The 20,996-nt window shown below is 75.2% G+C and carries 19 protein-coding genes; 5 read left to right on the top strand and 14 right to left on the bottom strand.

The window, feature by feature from the left end:
* Window positions 1-330 precede the first annotated feature (330 nt).
* The 10 genes from ABT006_RS17465 to ABT006_RS17420 all read right to left on the bottom strand — a co-directional run bounded on the left by ABT006_RS17465 (window position 331) and on the right by ABT006_RS17420 (window position 8,734).
* Window positions 331-651, bottom strand: a complete 321-nt coding sequence (locus tag ABT006_RS17465; protein ID WP_350707493.1) for a DMT family transporter — start codon at window positions 649-651, stop codon at window positions 331-333.
* A 51-nt stretch (window positions 652-702) separates the two neighbouring features.
* Window positions 703-1,026, bottom strand: coding sequence for an antibiotic biosynthesis monooxygenase family protein (locus ABT006_RS17460; protein WP_350707492.1), 324 nt, complete (start codon window positions 1,024-1,026; stop codon window positions 703-705).
* The gene (locus tag ABT006_RS17455) at window positions 1,023-2,273 is read right to left on the bottom strand and encodes a beta-ketoacyl synthase N-terminal-like domain-containing protein (RefSeq protein ID WP_350707490.1); all 1,251 of its coding nucleotides are present in this window, start codon (window positions 2,271-2,273) and stop codon (window positions 1,023-1,025) included. The genes ABT006_RS17460 and ABT006_RS17455 overlap by 4 nt, the downstream gene beginning before the upstream one ends.
* Entirely contained in the window at window positions 2,270-3,538 is a 1,269-nt protein-coding gene (locus ABT006_RS17450) for a beta-ketoacyl-[acyl-carrier-protein] synthase family protein (protein WP_350707488.1), read from the bottom strand. Before ABT006_RS17450 ends, ABT006_RS17455 begins: the two co-directional genes overlap by 4 nt.
* A 114-nt stretch (window positions 3,539-3,652) precedes the next feature.
* Entirely contained in the window at window positions 3,653-4,057 is a 405-nt protein-coding gene (locus tag ABT006_RS17445; RefSeq protein WP_350707487.1) for a cupin domain-containing protein, read from the bottom strand.
* Entirely contained in the window at window positions 4,050-4,778 is a 729-nt protein-coding gene (locus ABT006_RS17440) for an SRPBCC family protein (protein ID WP_350707485.1), read from the bottom strand. Before ABT006_RS17440 ends, ABT006_RS17445 begins: the two co-directional genes overlap by 8 nt.
* The gene (locus tag ABT006_RS17435; RefSeq protein WP_350707483.1) at window positions 4,778-6,154 is read right to left on the bottom strand and encodes an acetyl-CoA carboxylase biotin carboxylase subunit; all 1,377 of its coding nucleotides are present in this window, start codon (window positions 6,152-6,154) and stop codon (window positions 4,778-4,780) included. The genes ABT006_RS17440 and ABT006_RS17435 overlap by 1 nt, the downstream gene beginning before the upstream one ends.
* 11 nt (window positions 6,155-6,165) lie before the next feature.
* Entirely contained in the window at window positions 6,166-6,669 is a 504-nt protein-coding gene (accB, locus tag ABT006_RS17430) for an acetyl-CoA carboxylase biotin carboxyl carrier protein (protein ID WP_350707481.1), read from the bottom strand.
* Window positions 6,666-8,399 carry an acetyl-CoA carboxylase carboxyltransferase subunit alpha gene (locus tag ABT006_RS17425; RefSeq protein WP_350707479.1) on the bottom strand — a complete coding sequence of 578 codons (1,734 nt, stop codon included), beginning with the start codon at window positions 8,397-8,399 and terminating at the stop codon, window positions 6,666-6,668. Before ABT006_RS17425 ends, accB begins: the two co-directional genes overlap by 4 nt.
* Window positions 8,396-8,734: a TcmI family type II polyketide cyclase gene (locus tag ABT006_RS17420; RefSeq protein WP_350707477.1), complete on the bottom strand. Its 339-nt coding sequence runs from the start codon at window positions 8,732-8,734 to the stop codon at window positions 8,396-8,398. Before ABT006_RS17420 ends, ABT006_RS17425 begins: the two co-directional genes overlap by 4 nt.
* Before the next feature lie 413 nt (window positions 8,735-9,147).
* Here ABT006_RS17420 and ABT006_RS17415 point away from each other — a divergent pair, with 413 nt between their 5' ends.
* From ABT006_RS17415 to ABT006_RS17400, 4 genes are all read left to right on the top strand, one after another.
* Window positions 9,148-9,954 carry an AfsR/SARP family transcriptional regulator gene (locus ABT006_RS17415; protein WP_350707475.1) on the top strand — a complete coding sequence of 269 codons (807 nt, stop codon included), beginning with the start codon at window positions 9,148-9,150 and terminating at the stop codon, window positions 9,952-9,954.
* Window positions 9,955-10,078: 124 nt separating this feature from the next.
* The gene (locus ABT006_RS17410; protein ID WP_350707473.1) at window positions 10,079-10,426 is read left to right on the top strand and encodes a TcmI family type II polyketide cyclase; all 348 of its coding nucleotides are present in this window, start codon (window positions 10,079-10,081) and stop codon (window positions 10,424-10,426) included.
* Window positions 10,427-10,441: 15 nt separating this feature from the next.
* Window positions 10,442-11,791 carry an FAD-dependent oxidoreductase gene (locus ABT006_RS17405; RefSeq protein ID WP_350707471.1) on the top strand — a complete coding sequence of 450 codons (1,350 nt, stop codon included), beginning with the start codon at window positions 10,442-10,444 and terminating at the stop codon, window positions 11,789-11,791.
* A gap of 233 nt (window positions 11,792-12,024) precedes the next feature.
* On the top strand, window positions 12,025-13,194 hold the full coding sequence (locus tag ABT006_RS17400; protein WP_350707469.1) for a helix-hairpin-helix domain-containing protein: 1,170 nt from the start codon (window positions 12,025-12,027) through the stop codon (window positions 13,192-13,194).
* Between the two features lie 205 nt (window positions 13,195-13,399).
* Here the strand turns inward: ABT006_RS17400 and ABT006_RS17395 are convergent, their stop codons facing one another.
* A complete protein-coding gene (locus ABT006_RS17395) occupies window positions 13,400-14,227 on the bottom strand; it encodes a hypothetical protein (protein WP_350707467.1) in 828 nt (275 codons plus the stop codon).
* A gap of 273 nt (window positions 14,228-14,500) precedes the next feature.
* Here ABT006_RS17395 and ABT006_RS17390 point away from each other — a divergent pair, with 273 nt between their 5' ends.
* The gene (locus ABT006_RS17390) at window positions 14,501-14,707 is read left to right on the top strand and encodes a hypothetical protein (RefSeq protein WP_350707466.1); all 207 of its coding nucleotides are present in this window, start codon (window positions 14,501-14,503) and stop codon (window positions 14,705-14,707) included.
* An 82-nt stretch (window positions 14,708-14,789) separates the two neighbouring features.
* Here the strand turns inward: ABT006_RS17390 and ABT006_RS17385 are convergent, their stop codons facing one another.
* From ABT006_RS17385 to ABT006_RS17375, 3 genes are all read right to left on the bottom strand, one after another.
* Entirely contained in the window at window positions 14,790-15,971 is a 1,182-nt protein-coding gene (locus ABT006_RS17385; RefSeq protein ID WP_350707464.1) for a Cmx/CmrA family chloramphenicol efflux MFS transporter, read from the bottom strand.
* Between the two features lie 839 nt (window positions 15,972-16,810).
* Window positions 16,811-18,445, bottom strand: a complete 1,635-nt coding sequence (locus ABT006_RS17380) for a right-handed parallel beta-helix repeat-containing protein (protein WP_350707462.1) — start codon at window positions 18,443-18,445, stop codon at window positions 16,811-16,813.
* A gap of 196 nt (window positions 18,446-18,641) precedes the next feature.
* Window positions 18,642-20,735, bottom strand: coding sequence for an APC family permease (locus ABT006_RS17375; RefSeq protein ID WP_350707460.1), 2,094 nt, complete (start codon window positions 20,733-20,735; stop codon window positions 18,642-18,644).
* Between the last annotated feature and the right edge of the window lie 261 nt (window positions 20,736-20,996).

Below are 20,996 nucleotides of genomic sequence, written 5' to 3'. Positions count from 1 at the left end.
CCGGAACACTACGACAGCCGCGAGAACCATTACTAGATGCAAATGGCTAGATCAAAAAAAGCGGCTGGCCGGATTGCAGACCCTCGATCGGACAGGCAGTATCGAGCGCGTACGGCAGCGCACCGCTCACCACGGGTGAGGTGCGTCCGCAGATCGGCGCCGGCCCACCGCCCGTCCGCACGGCATGCAGGCCCACCGGTCGGGTGGGGCCTCACCTGGCGACGGGACCCCGGCGACCACCCGGGGGCCCGCCTACGCGCAGGCGTCCGGGACCTGCCCGACCGACGGGCGTTGCGCGGCGCGCTCCCTGCGGTTCCGTCGCGCGTCGCCCTAGTGCGCGCCGCCGACGTTGAGCACGACCACCCCGGCGATGACCAGGCCGACGCCGACCACCTTGGTCACGCTCAACGGCTCGCCGAGGAACACCGCGCCGATCGCCACGATCGCGGCCGTGCCGAGCCCGGACCACATGGCGTACGCGACGCCGACCGGGATGTCCCGCACCGCGAGGGAGAGCATCCCGAAGGCGGCCAGGTACGCCACGGCCAGGCCGAGCGTCGGCCAGAGCCGGGTGAACCCGTCGGTCGCCTTGAGCAGACTGGTGCCGAGGACCTCGGCGGAGATCGCGAGAAGCAGGAAGACGTACGCCATGCCGGTGATCCTGCGGCACGCCGTGCCGGGGCACGGCGTGCCGCCGGGCGGTCAGACGCGCGCCCCCTCGGGGGTCTGCGCGTGGACGACGAAACGCAGCGAGCGGGCGTCGGTGAAACACTCCCGCATCGGCCGCACCAGATCCCGGTGCCCGGGGCTGCGTTCCCACGCCTCGAAGTCGGCCAGGGACTCCCACTCACTGGTGATCAGCCACTGCTCCGGGTCCGCCGCCGACCGGCACACCTGGTCGACCAGGTGCCCCGGCACACCGTCGGCGACCAGGTGCCGCACCGCCTCGTACGCCCGCAGGAAGTCCGCCGTCCGATCCTCGGCCACCCGCACGAGAAAGACGACCCGAGCCCGTGCCCCGCTCATTCCGCTGCTCCCCTCGGTGCCGGTGGCGCTCCGCGCAGCACCAACGCGCTGTTGAAACCGTCGAACCCCCGGGCGCAGACCAGCGCCAGCCGGCTGCGCGGCTGCCGGGGCGCCCGCAGGAAGTCCAGTTCGCAGCCCGGCGCCGGCTCGCGTGGACCGGCGGAGGCGGGCAGCGTGTCGTGGCGGAACGCGAGCAGCGCGGTGGCCACGTCCAACGCGGAGCCACCCTGGTGGGCGCGGCCGGTCAGCGCCTTGTGCGTGCTCACCGGCGGGAGCCGGTCGCCGAAGACCGCGCGCAGCGCCTCGGCCTCGGCGCGGTCGAAGCGGGGCACCCCGAGGGCGTCGGGGACCACCACGTCCACCTCGTCCGCGGCGACCCCCGAGCGGTCCAGGGCCAGCCGCATCGCCCGGGCGTACCGGGCGGAGTCGCCGCCGGCGTCCGGGCCGGTGTGCGCGGCGTCGTGGGTGGCGCCCCAGCCGGTCACCTCGCCGTAGACCCGGGCGCCCCGGGCCAGCGCGTGCCCCAACTCCTCCACCACGAACACCGCCCCACCCTCCGCCGGCACGTAGCCGCCGGCCGACCGGTCGAACGGCCGGTACGCCACCTCCGGGTCGGCCACGTCGCTGAGCAGCCCGGAGCGGAGCTGACAGGTCAGCGCGTACGGGCTCAGCGGGCACTCGGTCGCCCCGGCGATCACCACCGGCGTGCCCCGGCGCACGGTGCGCACCGCGTGGGCGAGGCTGTCCAGCCCACCGGCGGACTCGGCGACCAGCACCCCGCACGGCCCCTTGAACTGGTGGTGGATGGAGAGCTGCCCGACGCTGGCGGCGTAGAACCAGGCGATCGACTGGTACGCCCCCACCGTGCGGGTGGCGCCGCCCCACAGCCGTTGCAGTTCCCGCTGCCCGAACAGGTTCCCCCCGGACGAGCTGGCCAGCGTCACCGCCCAGCCGTAGGGCTCGGGGGCCCGCTCGGGCAGCCCGGCGTCGGCCAACGCCAGCCTGGTCGCGGCGAAGCCCAGGTGCGTCCAGCGGTCGGTCTGCACGAGCTGCCGGGTGTCGGCGTACGCCGCCGCCTCGAAGCCGGGCACCTCCCCGGCGACCCGGGTCGGGTAGTCCGCCGGGTCGAACAGGGTGATCGGGCCGGTGCACCGGGTCCCCGCCGCGACCGTGCGCCAGTGGGCGTCGGCGCCGATGCCGCTGGGGGCCACCACCCCGATGCCGGTGACCACGGCCCGCGCGCTCACGCCGCCGCCGCCAGCCGCCGGAACACCATCGCGGACTGGAAGCCGCCGAAGCCGCTGCCCACCGACAGCGCCACGTCCACCGGGGTCTCCCTGGCCACGTTGGGCACGTAGTCCAGGTCGCACTCCGGGTCCCGGGTGGCCCAGTTGGCGGTGGGCGGCACCACGCCGTACTCGATGGCCAGGGCGCAGGCGGCCATCTCGATCGAGCCGATCGCGCCGAGCGAGTGCCCGACCATCGACTTGATCGAACTGATCGGCACCCCGTACGCGGCCTCGCCGAGCGCCCGCTTGAACGCCGCCGTCTCGTGCCGGTCGTTCTGCCGGGTGCCGGAGCCGTGCGCGCTGATGTAGGAGACGTCCTGCGGGGACAGCCGGCCCTGACGCAGCGCGTCGGTGATCGCCAGGCCCATCTCCACCCCGTCGGGACGCAGCCCGGTCATGTGGAAGCCGTTGGCGCGGCTGGCGTACCCGGCCAGCTCGCAGTAGACGTGCGCGCCCCGGCGGCGGGCGTGCTCCCACTCCTCCAGCACCAGCACCGCCGCGCCCTCGGCGAGGACGAAGCCGTGGCGGTCGGCGTCGAACGGGCGGGAGGCGTGCGCCGGGTCGTCGTTGTCCGGGCTGGTCGCCTTGATCGCGTCGAAGGAGGCGACGGTGACCGGGGAGATCGGCGAGTCCGACGCCCCGGCCAGCACGATGTCGGCCTCCCCGTCGACGATGAGCTGGTGGGCGTAGCCGATGGCGTCGATGCCGGAGGTGCAGCCGGTGGACACGACCTGGGCGGGGCCGTGCAGCCCGTGCCGGACGGCCACGTCGGCGGCGAGGCTGCTCGGCACCAGCGCCGGATACAGGTACGGCCCGCCGAGGGCGTGGTCGACCAGCCACCGCCGGCCGGATTCGCTGACCCGCACGTACTCCTGCTCCAGCGCCATGGTGCCGCCGACGGCGGTGCCCAGCACCACGCCGGTGACCTCCCGCTCGGCGTCGGTGGGTTCCAGGCCGCTGTCGGCGAGCGCCTCGATGGAGCAGGCCAGCGCGAACTGCACGTACCGGTCGGCGCGCTGCCGTTCGGCGAGGGTGATGCCGGCCGCGTCGGGGTCGAACTCGCACTCGGCGGCGATCTGGGAGCGGAACGGCGACGGGTCGAAGAAGGTGATCCGTCGGGTGGCCGTACGCCCCTCGGTCACGGTCTTCCAGAAGCTGCCCCGGGTGGCGCCGCCCGGCGCGACCACCCCGACGCCGGTGACGACCGTGCGGCGCCCGGTCACGACGCCACCTCGGTTCGCGACTGCGGGGCTCGCAACCCCGGCTCACTCCTCGCGCTCACGACGCCACCTCGGTTCGCGACTGCGGGGCTCGCAACCCCGGCTCACTCCTCGCGCTCACGACCCGCCCCGCTGCTCGACGAGTTCGGTGTCGACGTGGCCCAGTTCCGGCCGGGGCGCGAGGGGCCCCAGGTGGAAGACGACCTCGGCCGCCTCGTCGCCGGTGTTGCGCAGCCGGTGCCGGACGTTGCGCGGCACGAACAGCGCCTCCCCGGCGGCCAGCGGCACCGCCTCGTCGTCCAGGTCGGCGGTGATCGTGCCCCGCACGACGTACAGGAACTCCTCGCTGTAGGGGTGGTAGTGCTCGGCGATCCGCTCCCCGGGGCGCAGCGTCGCCACCCCCATGAAGCCGGAGGTGCTGCCGACGGTCTTCGGGCCGAGCAGCACCCGCAGTTCGCCGCCGCGGCGGCCGTCGGGCGCGACGTCGGCGGCGGCCACCAGCCGCAGGCTGTCCTCACTCATCGCCGGCTCCCGTCGCCCCGCCGCCGGCGGCGGCCAGGCGTTCGATCTTCTCCTTGATGACGGCGAGCTGCACGGCGCTGTTGGTGTTGATCCGGTCGGTCATGCCGGCGTTGTCCACCGGCGCGGTCGGTTTCATCGCGAAGTCCTGCACCCAGGTCATCCGGGTGCCGCCGGGCTCCTCCGCGTAGCTCCAGTGGATGCGCATGTACTCGAACGGCCCGGTCTCCACCCGCCGGGCGCGCACCTGCCGGGTGGCCGGGTCGGCGGTGCGTTCGCTGACCCAGCTCCACGCCACCCCGTTCTCGTCGGGGTGCATGGTGAGCCGGAACCGCACCGTGTCGCCGTCGCGGTCCAGGATCTCCGCCCGGGCGTACTCGGTGAACAGCTCGGGCCAGCCGGCGACGTCGTTGGTGACGTCCCAGACCAGCGGCAGCGGCGCGGCGATGAGCACACTGTTCTCGGTGTGTCCCGGCGGGTCGGCGCGGCGGGCCACCAGCTCGGCGACACCGGCGATGCTGAGCTGCCCGGCCTCCTCGGGGATCCGCACCTGCCACCGGTCGGCGACCACGGCGGAGAGTTCGAGCAGCGCCAGCGAGTCCATGCCGAGTTCCTCCAGGGACGCGGCCGGGGCGCGGGCGGCGGCCTCGGCGTCCAGCCCGCAGTTGGCCACCAGGATGTCGGTGATCTCGGCGGTCAGCGGACGGCCATGGGTGACGGTCATCAAAGCCTCCTGTGGTGTGCGTCGGACGGGCCGGCGAGCAACTGGTCGACCAGGCCGGTGGAGTAGCGGCCCTTGCGGAACCCGGCGTCGTCGAGCACCCGCCGGACGAACGGGATGGTGGTGCGGACCCCGGGCCCGGCGATGTCGAACTCGTCGAGGGCGCGTTCCAGCCGGTTGAGCGCGAGCTCCCGGTCCGGCGCCCACACCGCCACCTTGGCCAGCAGCGAGTCGTAGTACGGGCCGAACAGGTAGCCGGCGTGGCCGTGCGTGTCGACCCGGGTGAACGGGCCGCCGGGCGGGACGAAGCGGTCCAGCCGGCCGGGGGTCGGCGCGAACCCGCGGTCCGGGTCCTCCACGTTGACCCGGCACTCGATGGCGACCCCGTGCGGGCGGACGTCCTCCTGCCGCCAGCGCAGCGGCACCCCGGCGGCGATGTGCAGCTGCTCGTGCACCAGGTCGATCCCGGTCACCATCTCGGTCACGGGGTGCTCGACCTGGATCCGGCAGTTGATCTCCAGGAAGTGGAACCGCTCGTCGGGGTCGACGAGGAACTCCACCGTGCCGGCCCCGGTGAAACCGGCGGACAGGGCACCGCGCAGGGCGCACTCCGCGATGGCCTCCAGGGTGCCGGCGGACAGCGCCGGGGCGGGCGCCTCCTCCACCAGCTTCTGGTGCCGGCGCTGCACCGAGCAGTCCCGGGTGCCCAGGTGCACCCCGTTGCCGTGGGAGTCGCACAGCAGCTGCACCTCGACGTGCCGGGCGCCGGTCAGGAACCGCTCCACGTACACCCGGTCGTCGCCGAACGCGGCCTGCGCGGCGGCCCTGGTCCGCGCGTACGCCCGGGGCAGCTCGGCGGGGGTGGCGACCACGGTCATGCCCCGGCCGCCGCCGCCGGCCGCCGCCTTGACGATCACCGGGTAGCCCGCCTCGGCGGCCACCTCCGCCGCCGCGGCCGCGGTGGGCACCGGCGCGACGCTGCCCGGCGGCAGCGGCAGCCCGGCCCGGCGCATCAGCGCCCGCGCCGAGGACTTGTCCGCCAGCGCGGCCATCACCTCCGGCGGCGGACCGATGAACGTCAGCCCGTTGTCGGCGCAGATCTCGGCGAAGTCGGCGTCCTCGGAGAGGAACCCGTAGCCGGGATGCACCGCCTGCGCGCCGACCTGCCGGGCCGCCTCCACGATCGCGGCGGCGTTGAGGTAGCTGCGCCGGCTGGCCGGCGGACCGATCAGGACGGCCTCGTCGGCGAGGCGCACCACGGCGGAGTCGGCGTCCGCCGTGGAGTAGACGACGGCGGTACGCACCCCCAGTTCGCGGCAGGCGCGCAGCACCCGCAGGGCGATCTCACCCCGGTTGGCGATCAGCACCTTCTCGAACATCACGCACCGCCTCAGACCGGGTCCAGCGCGACGAGCGGCTGGTCGTATTCGACCGGCTGTCCGTCGGCGGCGAGGACCTCGGCGACCCGGCCGCCCCGGTCGGCGGTCACCTCGTTCATCAGCTTCATCGCCTCGACGATGCCGATGACCTGGCCGGGGCGGACCAGGTCGCCGACGGCGACGAAGGGCGCGGCGCCCGGCTCCGGAGCCCGGTAGAACGTGCCGACGATGGGCGAGCGCACCGCGTACCGGCCCGGCTCGCCGTCGACCACGGGCGGCGGCGCGGGCCGGGCCGCGACGGGCACCGCCTCCGGCGCCTCCGCGGGCGGCCCGCCGTGCCACTCCACCTCCAGCACCGTGTCGCCGCTGCGCAGCCGCACCCGGCGGACCGGGCCGGCCAGCTCGGCGACGAGGTCCCGGGCGTGCCGCCGCAGCCCGGCCAGCACCGCGTCCACCCCGGACGCCGACTCCGCGCCGGCCGGCGCGGTGTCGACCGGGGCGCCGCCCGCGCTCACCGGACACCCGCCCGGGCGCCGAGGCGGGCCGCGCCGAAGCGCCGGAACCGCTGCCGGCGGCGCCGGACCAGCGTGGCGGGCGGCACGTCCAGCAGCGGCAGCAGGGCGGCCGACACCGCCGCGCCCAACGCGCGCGCGGCCGCCTCCGGGTCGTGGTGCGCGGCCGGGGCCGGCTCGGGTACGAGATCGTCGACCACCCCCAGGCGGCACAGGTCGGGCGCGGTCAACCGCAACGCGCGCGCCGCCTGCGGGGCGGCCCCCCGATCCGGCCAGAGGATGGCGGCGCAGCCCTCCGGGCTGATCACCGAGTAGACGGCGTGCTGGAGCATCAGCACCCGGTCGGCCACCGCGAGGGCCAGCGCGCCGCCGCTGCCGCCCTCCCCCGTGATCACCGCGACGACCGGGGTGGGCAGCACGGCGAGCGCGAGGATGTTCTCCGCGATGGCCGCCGCCTGCCCCTGCTCCTCGGCGCCCACGCCGGGATCCGCCCCGGGCGTGTCGACCAGGGTCACCACCGGCAGGCCGAGGCGGGCGGCCAGCCGCATCAGCCGCAGCGCCTTGCGGTGCCCGGCCGGGCTGGCCATGCCGAAGTTGCGGGCGACCAGCTCGGCGGTGGTGTGGCCCTTCTGGTGCCCGATCACCATGACGGGCCGGCCGTCCAGCCGGGCCAGTCCGCCGACCACCGCCGGGCAGTCCGCGCCGAGCCGGTCGCCGTGCAGCTCGACGAAGCCGTCGAACGCGGTCTCCAGGTAGTCCAGTGTGGTCGGCCGGCCCGGGTGCCGGGCCAGCCGCACCGTCTCCCAGGCGTCGCCGCCCGGCGGGTCGGCCGGGCCCGGCGCCGTCGCGTCACCCGCCTCGCCGGCCGGCCGCGCCACGCCCGGCGACGGCTCCTGCCGGGGTACGGCGGGACGCGCCGCCGGCCGACGTCCCGCCCGGGCCGCGGCGAGCAGCGCCGCCAGCCGGCCCCGCAGGGCGTGCCGGGGCACCACCATGTCGACCTGCCCGTGCCGCAGCAGGAAGTCGGCCGTCTGGAAGCCCTCCGGCAGCGGCCGGCCGGTGACCTGCCGGATCACCCGGGGACCGGCGAAGCCCATCCGCGCCCCGCTCTCGGCGATCACCACGTCGGTGTTGGTGGCGAACGAGGCCGCCACTCCCCCGTACGTCGGGTCCGTGAGCACGCTGACGGTGAGCAGCCCCGCCTCCCGCAGCGCGGCGATCGCCTGGCTGACCGTGGCCATCTGCATCAGCGACAGGACGCCCTCCTGCATCCGCGCGCCGCCGGAGGCGGTGACCAGGATCAGCGGCGTGCCGTCCTCCAGCGCCCGCTCGGCGGCCCGGGTGATCAGCTCCCCGACGGCGCAGCCGAGGCTGCCGCCGAGGAAGCGGAAGTCCATCACCGCGAGCGCGCACGGATGCCGGCCGATGGTGGCGGTGCCGCAGACGACCGCCTCGGCCAGCCCGGTGCCGGCCCGGGCGGCGGTGAGCCGGTGCGGGTACGGCAGCAGGTCGACGAAACCGATCGGGTCGACCTCCGCCGGCCGGTCCGGCAGGGCGGTGAACGACCCCGGGTCGACGAGCTGGAGCAGCCGCTCCGGCGCGTCGAGGCGGGCGTGCGTGCCGCACTCGGGGCAGACGTCGAGGTTGCGGCGCAGCCGCTTGCGGTACAGCAGGGTGGCGCAGCCGCCGCAGCGGGACCAGAGCTGCCCCTCCCGGGGCGCGGTGGCGGTCACGACGGCCGCCCGGCGGGCGCGGCGTCGAAGCGGTAGAAGCACCGGGCCATGGCGTCGCGCGGCTCCCGCCACGTCGGCAGGTACGGCGAGACGTACGGGCGCAGCCGGGCGCTCACCCGCACGAACTCGGGGTGCCCCCGGGCCGCCTCGACCGCCGCCCCGGCCGGCGCGTCCGTCTCCAGCAGGTGCACGTAGAGGTCACCCAGCCGGTACAACGACCGGTGCCGTACCCCGACCAGGTGCGGCAGCTCCGTCGCGTCGGACTCGGCGAAGATCTCGGCGACGCGCGCCTCGGCGCTCGGCACCACCTTCGCGACGATCAGCGAACGGTCCATGGGTGGACCTCCCTCCACGGCGTCCGACGTCGGTGACGACGGCGCCGGCCGAGCCGGACGACTGGCGACACGATGCGGCCACGGGCGTCACGGCGGCGTCACCGCGGCCCGCCGCCCGACAACGCCACTTCGTGACGCTGCGTTGACGCAGGCTGTGTATCCGCTGTACAACACCTCCCACCGCGATGGACTATCCGCAGTTCAGAACCGTTTTCGTGGACACGTCACCGGCAGTCCGATCTCGTCCGAAACATTGACCGAGAGTGACCGCGATTGATAATCTTCGTCACGGTCAGCCCGGCGACCGCGGCGCGCACCGCCGCGCCGCGGCGGTGCGACCCGACAGTGGGTCAAGGGCAGCCGCGCCGGGACAGCAGAGGAGTCGGGACGAGCGTTCCGCAGGGGGTGCCGCCGTGGCCGCTGATCCGTCGACGCCGACCACCGGGCGCCGCACCGGCACGCAGATATCGCTGCACCTGCTCGGCGGCTTCCGGCTGCTGCACGGCGACACCCCCGTCGTGGTGCCGCGCGGCCTGCAACGGGTCATCGCACTGATCGGCCTGCGCCCCGGCGCCACCCGCAGCCACCTCGCCGGGCTGCTCTGGCCCGACGCCCCCGAGGACCGGGCGCTGTCGTCCCTGCGGACCGCGCTGTGGCGGCTACGCCAGGACCCCTGTTGCCCGCTCACCACCGCCGGCGACACCGTACGCCTCGGCCCCACCGTCCGGGTCGACGTCGACGCCCTCATCGGCACGGCCGCGCGGGTGCGCGACGGCGACGCCCCGTGCGCCGCCGCCCTCGCCGCCGGCCGACACGACCTGCTCCCCGGCTGGTACGACGACTGGGTCCTCGCCGACCGGGAGCGGCTGCGCCAGCTGCGGCTGCACATGCTGGAGGAACTGGCCGGCCAACACCTGGCGGCGGGCCAGCACGGGCAGGCCCTGGAGGCCGCGCTCGAGGCGATGGCCGCCGAGCCGCTGCGCGAGACCCCGCACCGGCTGGTGGTGCGCATCCACCTCGCCGAGGGCAACGCCTTCGAGGCCGTGCACGCCTTCTACGTCTACCGCGACCTGCTGCTGCGGGAACTCCGGCTCGAACCCTCCGCAGCCATGACCGCGCTGCTCGACGACACCCTCGCGCCCATCCGGGAGGCCACCCGGGACACCCCGACGCCGCCGCGGCGCACGCCGTCCGCCCGGGTCGCGCCCCGCGCCCGCTGAACCGGCGTCACCGGCGCAGCCGCACGCGTGACGGGCAGGTGACAGCCGCCCGGGCAGGGTGGGCCGCACAACAGTCCGTGGTCTCCGACACCGCTCGCGGAGCGCCACCGGCGAGAGGGGTCCCATGAGCCGTCTACTGATCGTCAGCAGGATCATCCCGGGCGCGGAGGGTCGCGTCGCGCAGATCTTCGCCGAATCCGACGCGACTGAACTGCCCGCCCTGACCGGGGTCCGGCACCGGTCCCTGTACTGCCTGCACGACCTGTGCGTCCACCTGATGGAGACCGCGGACGTCGACCCGGACGCCCTGGCCGGCGCCCGCAACCACCCGCTGTACCGCCAGGTCAACGAGCGCCTGTCCGCGCACACCTCGCCGTACCTGCCGACCTGGCGCTCGCCACGCGACGCTATCGCCGGCTGCTTCTACCGCTGGGACTCCGCCGACGCGCCGTCCCCGCACGCGGCCGGCTGAAACGGAGGCGGCCCCATGTCACCCAGGCCACCCCACGTCCTGATCATCGGCGCCGGCACCGGCGGGCTGTGCCTGGCCCACGGCCTGCGCCGCGCCGGGATCAGCGTCGCCGTCTACGAGAAGTACCGCACCCGCGGCGAGGGACTGCTCGGCTACCGCGTCGGCATCGGCCCCACCGGCAGCCGCGCCCTGCGGGAGTGCCTGCCGCCACGGCTGTTCGGCACCTACCTGGCCACCTGCGCCCGATCCCCCCGCTACTTCAACGTCATCACCCAGCGGATGCGCCAGACCGCCTCGTTCCCCCTGCGCCCCGACACCGACCCGGTGGACACCGAACGGTCCGTGGCCCGGATGACCCTGCGCCAGGTCCTGCTCACCGGCATGGAGGACGTGGTCCACTTCGACAAGACCTTCACCCGGTACGAGCAACGCGACGACGCCACCGTCACCGCCCACTTCGCCGACGGCAGCACCGCCACCGGCGACCTGCTCGTCGCCGCGGACGGCACCCACTCCGCCGTACGCCGCCAGTACCTGCCGCACGCGGTCACCCGCGACGCCGGCACAGTCAACATCGCCACCCGCATCCCCCTGACCCCGCACACCCGCCAACTGCTGCCCGAACGGATCGAGCAGGGCATCTCGCTGATCTTCGGCACCGGCGGGATGATGGGCGTGCTGCACGTGATGGAGTTCAAGTGGAACGGCGACGGCTCGCTGAAACCCGGTGTCGACCCCGCCGACGCCGCGCTGCTGCGCGACTGGCCCGGGCTGCGCCACGACACCACCCGCGACAACATCAACCTGGTCATCTGGAGCACCGCCCGCCGGTTCCCGCCTGACGTCATGCAGCGCCGCGGCGAGGACCTCGTCCTGCTCGCCCTCCAACTCACCCGCAACTGGCACCCCCACCTGCGCGAACTGCTCGCCCGCAGCGACCCGGGCAGCGCCCTGCCGATCCGGGTCTCCACCAGCGAGCCGGTGCCGCCGTGGAAGAGCAGCACCGTCACCCTGCTCGGCGACGCCATCCACACCATGACCCCGGGGCGCGGCGTGGGCGCCAACACCGCGCTACGCGACGCCGCCCTGCTCTGCCGGCAGCTCCGGCTGGCCGCGGCCGGCGACAAGACGCTGCTCCAGGCCGTGGCCGACTACGAGGCCGCGATGGTGCCGTACGGCTTCGCCCGGGTCGCCGACTCGCTCAACCGCAGCGGCACCAACGGCGACGACCGGATGTACAAACCCGTCGTCGGCCGGCTCGCGCTGCTCGGCGCACGCGGCTACTTCGGCGTCACCAGCCGGGTGCCCCGACTGGCGCGCAAGTTCGTCAACGACTTCTACACCTACCGCGGCGAGGAGGACTGACCGTCCGACCCGGACCCCGGCGCCCACCCGGCGCCGGGGTCCCCGCGTGCCCGCCCCGCACGTGCGCGGACGGCGCCCGGCGACGACGGTCCGTCGCCCGGCGGACACCCCCGGTGCAACCCGTCCCACATGCGCCGTTACCGGCCGATCCTGCCTGCCGCCCGTGCGGCGCGTGTGCGAAGCTGCGGCGAGTTTTTCTCGGAGTTTCGACGCGAACGAATAGGAGGTCCGCCGTGGCGTGGTCTTTCGGGCACTGGCTGATACTGATCGTGGCCCTGCTGGTGGGTCTGGCGGCCGGTTGGTTCTGGCGCGGCCGGCAGGGCGCGGCAGCCGGGCACGGCTCGCCCACGGTGGAGGGTGACCGGGTCGCCGGCATGACCGCCGTGGTGGTCGACCCGCCGCCCGCCGCCACCACCGACGAGGTACGCCCCGAGATGACCCTCGACCGGGCCCCGGACGCCGTCGCCGACCCCGTGCCCGCCCCCGACGGCCCGGCCGACGCCGACGCCGCCCCGGTCACCGTCGTCGCCACCGACGCCGGGCCGGCCGGCAAGGTCGACCCGGCCGACATGGCGCTCACCGGCGACCCGGTGCCGGCGCCCGACACCGACCCCGTGGCGACCGCCACGCCGCGCGACACCGCCCCGGATCACCGGCCGGACGCCGAGGTGGTGCTGCCGGCCGCCGCCGGGGTGACCGGCCCCGTCGACCGCGAGCCGGCCGAGGAGCCGACCACCGCCGCCGAGCCGGAGCCCGTCGCCGTGAACGAACCGGAGCCGGTGCCGGCCACCGCCGCCCCGATCGAGGCCCCGACCGCCGAGCCGGAACCCGCGCGCGCCGACGGGGCGGAGCCCGTCCCCGCCGCCGAGCCGGAACCCGTCCGGGCCGTCGCCGTCCCCGCCCAGGCGCAGCCCGAGGCCGAGCCGGTCCCCGCAGCCGCCGGCCCGGCGGAGCCGACCCCCGCCGCCCCGGCCGAGCCGGACGCGACGCCGGCGGCGACCACGCCGGCGGACGAGCCGGCCGAACCGGCGGACGAGCCGGCCGAACCGGCGGACGAGCCGGCCGAACCGGCGGACGAGCCGGCCGAACCGGCGGTCGTGCCCGCCGCGCGCGGCGCGGCGGCGACCCCGCCGGTGCGGTCCGCGGCCGACGCGGACGCCGCCGACGACTTCCGCCGCATCCAGGGTGTCGGCCCGAAGATGGCGGCGGCGCTGCAGGCCGCCGGCATCCGCACGTACGGGCAGCTCGCGGAGTTGGACGAGGCCGCGCTGCGGGAGACGATCCGGGGAGCCGGCCTGCGGGCCGCGCCGAGCCTGGCGACCTGGCCCCAGCAGGCGAAGGTGCTCGCGGGCGCCGCGCAGGAGGCGGCCGCCGCCCTGCCGACCGGCGGCGACGACGCCTGACCCCGGGGCCGCCACAAGGACGGCAGCGCCGGACGGCGCTCCCCGCGAGCCGGGGCGGCGCCACGACACGATCCGCCTGATGCCACCGACGTCGCGACGTCCGCTCACCCGGACGCCGCGACGTCGGGCATTCCGGACGGAGGCCGACCAGCCACCGGGCGGCGGCCGTGGGAGCCGGACACCGTTCGCCCGATCCGGCGCCCGGTCAGACCAGGGCCTCCGCGTACCCCCGGACCCGCAGACGCCGACCGGCGGTGGGGCCGAGCCGCACCTGGAGGCCGAGCGGCGCGGCGGCCCGGCGCACATCGTCGACGTGCAGCGAGCCGTGCCGGTCGACGGTGAGCACCGGCGGCTCCTCCGGCTCCCCGGCCGGGGCGTGGAACGACAACAGCGTCACCGAGGCCGGCAGGTGCCCGGGGTGCGCGGCCCGGGCCGCCGCCTCGTCCCGGTGCGCGAGCACCACCAGGTCGTCGAGGTGGGCGAAGTCCTCGGCGATGCCCTCGGCCTTCCAGTGCGCCGGCTCCTCCGCGACCCCGGTCAGGTGCCGCGAGCGGTTCGCCGAGGTGATGTGGAGGTGGTCCACCCCGATCTCGGCGACCGCCCGCGCGAAGAACACGTTCGACGGGCAGGCCAGCCCCGGCGCGATCACCTGCGTGGTGCGTACGCCCCGGTCGTGCCGGGTGAGGTGGGCGGGCAGCCGGTCGACGGCCGGACCGCGGAAGCCGAACGGGCCCGCGCCGTAGAGGACGCCCATCAGCTGCCGCACCCGGCGCGCGGGCAGCCGGTGCGGCAGCCGCGCCCAGTCGAACATCGCGGGGATCCGCCCGAAGACGGTGGTGATGCTGCCGACCTGGTCGGCCGGCCGGCCCTTGGCGACGTTGACCCGGCGCACGGTGGCGGCGTCCGGCCGGGTCACCAGCGCGTAGAAGTTCCCGAACGCCACCGCCACCACCGCGCCCCCGGCCAGTGCGCGGGCCGCGACGGCGACGTCCTCGGGGCGGTCGACGAACAGGTGCGGGGTCGGGGCGTCCATGGTGTCCTCCTGCACTGTGCTCTGACGCAGTTGTACGCCCGCCGGGCCGCCGCGCGCGGCCGTCGGTCGGCGATCCGATAGCGCACCGGCGCGCCCCGTTCCGGGCGGTCGGCCAGGGCGTGCCGTCAGGCCGGCGGGCCTGCCGGGCGGGACTGTCGACCGACGCGCCCGGGACACCGCCGACCCGGCCGAGCAGCGGCGTCGTTAGCCGTTCCACGCGACTGGGTACAACTTCGACACCTCGAACCACCACACCCCTTTCTGGAGGCAGCGATGCGCGGCACGTCGATACTCGGAGTCATCGTCGTCATCTGGCTGATCATCGGCGCGGTCGCCGCCGGCCAGCGCGGCTACTACAACGGCGACGACACCAACTGCGCCGAGGCGGGCACCATCCTGGTGACCATCGTGGCCGGGCCGCTGAACTACATCGGCGCCAACCCGAAGGTCGACTGCGAGCTGCCCCAGCCCTCCGAGTAGGACGGGCCCCGGCCCGCGCCTGGCGGATGCGCGGGCCGGACCCGTGGACGGCCTCGTGCGGCGACGGGGAGCGCGACGCGGGCTAGGAAGCGACCATCCGCGTGGGCGACTCCGTCCCGGCATCCCGCCACACCGTCCAGGTGGGTACGGCGGCGACGAACGCCAGTGCCACCAGCAGCGCGCTGACCCACAGCGGGGACCGGTAGCCGAGCCCCGCGCCGATGGCCGCCCCGCCCAGCAGGGGGCCGACTGCCGCGCCCACGTTCAGGGCGGCGGTCGCGAAGGAACCGCCCAGGGACGGCGCGTCGACGGCCGCGTACAACGCCCGGGTGATCAGCGTGGAGCCGACCGCGAACGAGAGCGTCCCCTGGACGAAGACGAGCAGGAACGCGGCGGGCGCGCTGGCGGCGGTGGCCGCGAACAGGAGCCAGCCGACGAGCAGGGCCACCCCACCTGGCACCAGGACCCGCATGGGCTGCGAGTCCGACACGCGACCGCCGACCGTCACACCGACGAACGACCCCAGGCCGAAGAGGGCCAGCAGGACCGGCACCCACCTCCGGTCGTAACCGCTGACGTCGGTGATCAGCGGCGCCAGGTAGGTGAAGGTGCAGAAGGTCGCCCCGTTCACCAGGGCGCCCAGGAGCAGGGTCACGAGCAGGCGGGGACGGCGCAGCGCCCGAAGCTCGTGCCGCGCGCCCGGTACGGCCGCGTCCGGTGGCGTGGCCGGGACCGCGCGCCGGATCGCCACGACGGCGGGCAGCGAGACGATGGCCACCGCCCAGAACGCCGAGCGCCATCCCCACAGCTGGCCGAGGAACGCCCCGGCCGGCACCCCCGCGACGCAGGAGAGGGTGAGACCCCCGAGCAGCACGGAGGCGGCCCGGCCCTTGGCCCCGGGTCCGGCCATGTCGGCCGCCGTGGCCAGGCCCACCGCGAGGAACCCGGCGTACGCCAGCGCTCCGACGACCCGGGTGGCCAGCAGCACGCCGAAACTGTCGGTGACCGCCCCGACGACGTGCACGACGACGACGGCGGTCAGGAAGACCAGCAGCGCCCGACGTCTGGACCACCGCAGACTGAGGACGGCCATCAGCGGCGCTCCGATGATCATTCCTGCCGCGAAGGCCGACGTCAGCGCGCCGGCGGCCGGGACGGGCACGTGCAGGTCCCGGGCGAGGTCCGGCACCAGACCGGACAGCATGAACTCAGACGTTCCCTGGGCGAAAACCGCCAGTCCGAGCAGGTAGATGGCGAACGGCATGACACTCCACATTCCGCGTCGTGGATGGATGAAGAGGACGCGGGTGGGTCACGGCGGACCACGGCCGGGCGGCGCACGGGACAACCGTCCAGCCGGGCGCACGGAGACCACCGCGCGAGGTCCTCCCGGGTACGTGGACGCGGCGCGACGGTGGTGACGCGCGGGTGACGCCCGGGAGCAGCCGGTACGACGGCGATCGGTGGCGGGGACGCCCGAGGGACGCTGTCCGGTTCCGACAGCGCCTAGTGCGACGTCAACGAGGGCCAGCCACCGGACACCGGTGGCTGGCGTCTGGACGCCTCGGGGCTGGACACGACGCAGACCCTAGTGACGGCGCGGAGCATTCGTCAACGCGATAACCGCCGGCGGCGCGGGCGTGGCAGCGACGACGGCCGTGGAGCAGCCGAGGAACGTCACCGGGCTGGGCGACGGGTGGGCCTCCGAGGGTCAACCACGCCGTCCGCCTGCCCCACATCCCCTAAGGCATCCTAGGAGGATGGGCTGTCAGGTCGACGGACCGAACCCGTGCCGGAGGCGGGGCACGTCTGCCGGAGCGGGCGGCGGGAACGGGCGTCGCTCCACGGCAACAGGCCACGGGAGCACCGGGACGAGGGCCGGCCACAAGCTGGCCGCGGAGAGTACGGACCGCGGGAGACGATCCGCCAGGCCGTCGTGGGAGGGCCCAGCGGCCGAGCTCGCGCAGGCGGGCTCGGCCGGACGGCGAACGGAGGGGCGCCGTCCGGACGGCGGGCACGCGACGAGGGGCGCACCCGGCCCGCGCCGCCGAGGATCCTCACGATCGTCGGGAGCAGGCCGGCTGCGCCCCTCGGGGCGGCCGGTCAGCGGAAGCAGTTGGCCACCGGCACCCGGCTGCCCTCGCAGTTGGTGGACTCGTTGTCGACGATGTCGGTCTCGTCGTCGACCCTGACCCGGGCCTTGTCGGCGAAGAGACCGCCCGGCCTCCCCGTGGCGGTGTTGTCGCTCACCCGGCTGCGGTAGAGGGAGACCTGACCCTGGGTCGCGAAGATTCCGCCGCCCGTCGACGCGGCGCCGACGGCGTGGTTCCCGTCGACCGCGCTGTTGCGGACCAGCAGGTTGGACTTCGCGGCGTAGATCCCGCCGCCGGCGCCCCGGGCGGTGTTGCCGGCCACGACGCTGTCGTCGAGCGGAAGCAGGCCCTGGGAGGTGGAGATGCCGCCGCCGTTGCCGGTGGCGGTGTTGTCGCGCACCTCCATGCCGCGCAGGAAGATCAGGGCGTCCGAGTTGGCGATGCCCCCACCGGTCTGGGCGGTGTTGCCGAGCACCCTGCTGTCGGCCACCCTGGTGCGGGCCGAGAAGCTGGCGATGCCGCCGCCCTGCGCCGCGTTGTTGTGCGCGAAGGTGCTCTTCTGCACCTCGGCGGCCCCGCGGTAGTTGCCGAGGCCGCCGCCGTACGCGACGGCGGTGTTGTTCCGGAAGTCCGACGTGCGCAGGCTCAGCACGCCGCCGTTGAGCAGGCCCCCGCCCTTGCCCGCCTTGCCGGCGGCGTGGTTGCCGACGAAGGTGCTGTCGGCGACCACCATGTTGCCGTCGTTGAAGATCCCGCCACCGCCGCCCTCCGCGGAGAGGGAGGTGCTGCCGACGACGGCGGTGCGCTCGACCACGGCCGACGCGCCGTGCACGACGTGGATGCTGCCGCCCTCGGCGGCGGAGAGGCCGTTGCGCAGCACGACGTCGGAGAGGGTCAGTTCCCCGCCGTCGCGGACGGTGAAGAACCGGAACGCCTCGGCGTGCACGTCCCGCTCGATGGTGGCGCCCTCGCCCCGGATCGTGATCGGGTGGTAGATGACCGGCAGCCCCGCCCTGTCGTGCTGCGCGTTGCGCGGCGGGGCCTCGGCGTCGCCCGGGTTCTCCGCGCTGTCGGCCGCCTCCCGGGCGTCCCGGATCCCGCCGTCGTAGTCGTCGGGCTGCTGGAAGGCGTGCGTCAGCTCGTACGTGCACTTCGGCGCGAGCCGCAGGTGGGCGCCGCCCTCGGCGTTGGCCCGGACCAGCGCGGCGATGAGCTTCGACGAGTCGCACGGCACCGCGACCTCCCCTCGGTGCCCGCCTCCGGGCCCCCGGGTCCTGCCCTCCTCCCCGCCCCGGCGCTCCCCGGCGGAGTCGCCCGACCAGTCCCCGGATCGCTCCCCGGCGGAGTCGCCGGAGGGCTCCCCGGCGGCATTGCCGGACGGCTCCCCGGCGGGGTCGCCGGAGGGCTGCCCGCCGAGGGCGGCACGGCCCTGCTCGCGGCGGTCGTCGCGGTGCTCCGCGCCGGAGTCGTCGCCGCGCAGCACCAGGGACGATGTGTCCGGCGCGGCGGGCAGCGCTCCCGCGGCCACCGCGACGCCGCCCGCCACCCCGGCCACCAGGGTGCCCGCCACGAGGCCACCCGCTAAGAACCACCGGGACCGCCGCCTGGTTGGCGCCGCTCGCCGGTTCCCTTGATACGTCGACATCAGCCTTCCCCTGCCTCTCGGTGCATGACACGGCCGGCCCGAAAGCGGGCGCGGGGTGGCTGACATCCCGACAGCCACCGAAGGCCACAATACGAGCGAAACTCGGGCAAGTCAGTCGAAGATGAATAAAGGTACGATTCATCTTGAGAAGGTTGATACCTGCCGTGCGGCCCGAGGCCGGCACGGGATGCCGGGGTCAGCCGCCGACGTGGATGCCCGGCCGGCGGGCCGGGTCCGGCTCGGACTTGCGGAGGATCTCCCGGACCACCGGCGGGGTGTCGCCCCGACCGAGGATGAGATAACGCAGCAGGTGCGCGATCGGGTTCCCCTCGGACCATTCGAAGTGGGCGTGCGGGCGGACGCCGGTGGCGTCGCGCAGCGCCAGGAGGATCGCCGCGATGGCGTTCGGCACCGCCGGGCTGCTGGCCCGCAGCACCCGGAAGCCCCCGACCTCCACGCCGTGGACCCGCAGCACCTGGCTGAACTCGGACGGGTCGACCACCTCGATCTCCAGGAACAGGATGTCGCCCTCGCCGGGGACCGGGTTCATCCCCCGCTGCGCCCGCTCCTTGATCGTGTACTCCTTCACCGCGCCCCGGGCCCGCTTGTGGGCGATGAGGTGCAGCCGGCCGTCGTGCGCCAGCGAGTCGGCGACGAACCGTCGGGCCGGCTCGTCGAACTCGATCCGCTCCGTACGCAGCTCGGTGGTCCGGCTCACCCGCGAGACCAGCGAGACCGCGACGATGCCGAGGATGAACAGGACCGAGATGGTGATGCCGTCCGGCTTGGCGATGGCGTTCTCGGCCAGGGCGTACAGCAGGACCAGGGTGAGCACGGCGAAGCCGACGGCGGCGACGCGCTCCCGGCGGCGGGCCGCGGAGATGGTGACCGCCACGGCGGCGGAGACCATCATGGCGAGGATCCCGGTGGCGTACGCCCCGGCCTGGTCGTTGACGTCGGCCCGGAACACCACGGTGATCGCGATGCTGACCAGCGTGTAGACGATCACGACCGGCCGCACCGCGCGGGCCCACTCCGGCGCCATGCCGTAGGTGGGCAGGTAGCGGGGCACGATGTTGATCAGGCCGGCCATCGCGGAGGCGCCGGCGAACCAGAGGATGAGCGCGCTGCTGACGTCGTAGACGGTGCCGAAGACCTCGCCGACGTGCTCGTGGGCGAGGTACGCCAGCGCCCGGCCGTTGGCGGCCCCGCCCGGCCCGAACTCACCGGGAGGGATCAGCACCGTGGTCACGAGCGAGGTCGAGACCAGGTAGACCGACATGACGAGGGCGGCGGTGGCGAGCATCCGCCGGGTGTTGCGGATCCGCGCCGCCAACCGGGCCGCGCCGTCCGGCCCGTCCCCGGCCACCAGCGGCATCATGCTGACCCCGGTCTCGAAACCGGAGAGCCCGAGCACCAGCAGCGGGAAGGCCAGCACGGCGGTCACCGCCACCTCGCCCGGGCCCCGGCCCGCGCTCAGCGCCGAGGTCCAGCCCGCCAGCGTCCCCGGGTCCGCCGCGATCTCGGCCACCGAGACCGCGACGACCACCGCGTTCAGCGCCAGGAAGACGGCGACCAGCGGGATGGCCACCGCCACCGCCTCCCGGAAGCCGAGCAGGAAGACGCCGCCGAGGACCAGCAGCAGCACGACGGTGACGCCGACGGCGACCCCCGTTCCGTCGACATCCTCGGGCAGCAGCGGGTTCTCCAGCAGGTGCACCGTGGCGTCCGCCGAGGAGAGGGTGATCGTGATGATCCAGGAGGTGGCCACGAAGCCGAGCAGGACCAGCACGAAGACCTTGCCCCGCCAGAACGGCAGCAGCCGTTCCAGCATCGCCACCGAGCCCTGCCCGTGCGGGCTCTCCCGGGCCACCCGCCGGTACATCGGCAGCATGCCGAGCAGCGTCAGCGCGACGATCAGCAGGGTGGCCAGCGGGGAGAGCGCCCCCGCCGCGACCGCCGCAATCCCCGGCAGGTACGACAGGGTGGAGAAGTAGTCCACCCCGGTCAGGCACATGACCTGCCACCAGGCGTGCGAGCGGGCCTGGCCCTCCGCCGACTCGGGGCCCACCGGCTGCACCCGGTGCATCAACAGCCACCGTCGCAGCGGGCTGGGCGGCGCCGCCGGCCGGCTGGGGCTGGCCACGACCTCCGGGACGGCGACCGGGCGACCGGCGCGGCGGCCGGGGCGGGTGGGATCGCGCGCGGCGCGCAGTTCCCGGTCCCTTCCGGCGGGCGGCGGGCGGCGGCCGCGCGTGCGCCGCGACCCCGCCCCGTGCTCGTCAGCCATCCCCCGTCCCCGCCCCTCGGCCGTCCTGACCCGACCGTAGGCGGTCTCCCGCCGGCCGCCCGCCGGAACGGCGAACCCGGAACGCCCTTCCGCCGAGGCGGGCGGCCCTCCCGGACGGACGGACCGACCGGGGGCGCCGGCCGGGCCGTCCGCCACCGGCCGGCGCGGGCGTACCCCGCGCGGACCGGCCGGCACCCCCCGGGCCGGCCGGCCCTTCCCCACCCCCGACCACGGCCCGCCCGCCGGGCGGCCACGGCGGCC

This window comes from Micromonospora sp. NPDC002717 (assembly GCF_040295705.1).
Lineage (GTDB): Bacteria > Actinomycetota > Actinomycetes > Mycobacteriales > Micromonosporaceae > Micromonospora.
The sequence above is the reverse complement of the archived record's forward strand: the minus strand, read 5'-3'. Positions and strand labels throughout refer to the sequence as shown.